The organism is Planktotalea sp. (genome assembly GCF_049680325.1).
In the GTDB taxonomy this organism is placed as follows: domain Bacteria; phylum Pseudomonadota; class Alphaproteobacteria; order Rhodobacterales; family Rhodobacteraceae; genus Planktotalea.
In genome coordinates this window covers 1-2,354 of sequence record NZ_JBAUHO010000216.1, presented here as the reverse complement: position 1 = coordinate 2,354, position 2,354 = coordinate 1, and the positions used below count along the sequence as shown (strand labels likewise).

The 2,354-nt window shown below is 53.7% G+C and carries 3 protein-coding genes; 1 reads left to right on the top strand and 2 read right to left on the bottom strand.

Annotated features, from left to right (window positions below; translation table 11 throughout):
• Positions 1-768 (top strand): ZIP family metal transporter (locus WBC85_RS09970; RefSeq protein WP_424436128.1); only part of this gene is annotated, 768 nt, incomplete at its 5' end.
• On the opposite strand, the gene tnpA is transcribed toward WBC85_RS09970, so the two are convergent.
• Both tnpA and WBC85_RS09960 read right to left on the bottom strand, forming a co-directional pair.
• On the bottom strand, positions 668-1,147 hold the full coding sequence (gene tnpA, locus WBC85_RS09965) for an IS66-like element accessory protein TnpA (RefSeq protein ID WP_424436125.1): 480 nt from the start codon (positions 1,145-1,147) through the stop codon (positions 668-670). The two genes, WBC85_RS09970 and tnpA, sit on opposite strands and share 101 nt — an antisense overlap.
• Positions 1,148-1,196: 49 nt before the next feature.
• Positions 1,197-2,354, bottom strand: a 1,158-nt coding sequence (locus tag WBC85_RS09960) for a hypothetical protein (RefSeq protein WP_424436122.1), incomplete at its 5' end; no start/stop codon positions are given.

Here is a 2,354-nt window from a genome sequence, read left to right as displayed (position 1 = left end):
CCTATCGCCTTGGGCTTTTACGGAAGTCTCGCAGCGGGTCTCATGACAGCCGTGGGTGCGGTTCCGGTCCTCTTCGGAAACACGCCTTCGCGAAAATGGCGCGATATCTCCCTTGGGTTTGCCGCATGGGTCATGCTGGCGGCTTCATTCTTTTCGTTAATCATTCCAGCGCTTGATGCAGCCGAAATTCGATACGGGGATAGCGCGATACCTGCTTTGATCGTCTGTGCTGCAATCCTTCTTGGCATGGGGGCTGTCGCGATCTTGAACGAGGTGATCCCGCATGAGCACTTTAGCACAGGCCGTGAAGGCCCCGAAGCCGCATCGCTACGTCGTGTCTGGCTATTCGTCATAGCGATTGCCATCCACAACGCCCCGGAAGGTTTGGCCGTCGGGGTCGCATTCGGAGCGGACGGGTTTGATGGTGGATTTCCTGTAGCTTTGGGGATCGGTTTGCAGAACGCGCCAGAAGGGCTGGCAGTTGCTGTGGCTTTGCTTGGTGAAAATTACTCTGCGAAACGCGCGTTTGGGATCGCGGCTATGACTGGCTTGATTGAACCTGTCACCGGCTTTCTTGGTGCCGCAGTGATCGTTGTTGCCGAACCCTTGTTACCTTGGGGTCTCGCCTTTGCTGCAGGCGCAATGCTCTATGTGATCAGCCATGAGATCATCCCTGAAACCCACCGCAGTGGTCACCAGAAACAGGCGACTGCAGGACTGGCGATCGGTCTGGTCGTGATGCTATTTCTCGATGTCTGGTTGGGTTGATCATAAAGCTCCCGGTGTCACTCGGAGCTTTCACTCTTTCGTCAATCCTCAGCTGATGACCGCCCGCGATGTCGATCTCAATCGCACTATGGCCGGATGTGGCATTGGCCGCAAGCGCGGGAACCGCTTCTTCAGCATCTGGCCGGTCAACAATCTCCACAGGCAGAAAACATGGCGATTCACCAACCTCGTCTTCGATGATCTCCGGATCAGGTGCAAACTTGGGATCACGTAGCCATTTGTGGAACAAGTTAGTGTTCATCGCATATCGCCGCGCGACCTGCGCAACCGACACCCCCGGCGCACATGTTTGCGCACAGATCGACACCTTCTCCTCATCCGACCAGAACCGCTTCTTCTGACCCTTCTTGCCCGCCATATCCCTCCTCAAGATGTCCACTATCGTTGGTGGACACTATCAACACACTCTATGAGGCGTCAGAGCAGCGTGGCCGGACGCTTACGATCGCGCAATCAATGCCTTTTACCAACAGATGAAGGTCAGGTCGCTCTATGCAAATTCCGTCGGCAATCCCTTGCAGCCAGAGCACCGTTTCCTTTAGCGTCATTCGCACGCCGGTCTCTGGGTGTTGCCAGTTACGGGTTTCTCTCATGACGATCAGCAGGCAACCAACCTTGCACATTTCGTGATTGAGATATTGACCAACCAACTGTCTGCGCAGCGCCTGCTCGAGTTGAGAGCCAGACCATCTTCGTCTTGTATCATCCAGCTTGAGTTCGATCGTGGCGTAAGCGGGCATCGAAGTTGGCTGCAAGCGGATATCAGTGCGGTTCTCGACAATCGTGACGGCTTCCTGCGTAAAGCTGAACAATCCGCGATCTGTGTTGCGCAACCAATTTGTGATAAATCGCCGAAGTTCTGTTTCGGCTTCCACCTTTCGTAAAGTATCAATAGGGCTGTCTTCACTTTCAATAATGTCATGCTCGAACTCGTCTAACTTGATACCCATAATCTTTAGCAGAGAAGCATCATCAAACGGCACGTAGGCCCCATCATTGTCCAACATCTGGAACGCCACTAAAGGCATGGCGGCACTGTCTGACATCCGTGCGGCAAGCTCGTGTGCCATTTCACGCAAACGATCAGGCATATGAGAGAATTCCGGCATCGCAGCAAATTCGTGAAGGACCTGCAATGTCTCGGGCAATTCAACCTGCACCAAATGATCAAATAATGCACTTCGCGTGTCCTGCGCGTTTTCTCGTTCACTGCGGTGGCGCATTCCGCCTTCACGTTCGGCATCGTCTTCCCGTCTGACGGCTTGATAAGCCCGGATCACCAATTGCCGCAGCAATGCCAACCTGCGTTGCGGGAAAACTGAATTCAACTGTGAAACACGCCCTTCCAACCGATCCCCAAAAACTGTTACAAACAGACTACTTGCCTGCTCTCGGGTCTCTTGGCTGCTCAAATCTTGTGTCAGGATAAGGAGCTGCTCACAGGCAGCCTCAATATTCAAATGCGCCAACTGTCTTAGCCAAAATCCGTGCGCAGCTCCATCTTCGAGCAAACGGGACTGAACAACCGCTACGACCGTCTCAAGATCATCAGGCCTGCCATACTC

Excerpts from the sequence above, each read along its gene's own strand:
- tnpA (WP_424436125.1), bottom strand. The coding sequence starts at position 1,147 with ATGGCGGGCAAGAAGGGTCAGAAGAAGCGGTTCTGGTCGGATGAGGAG.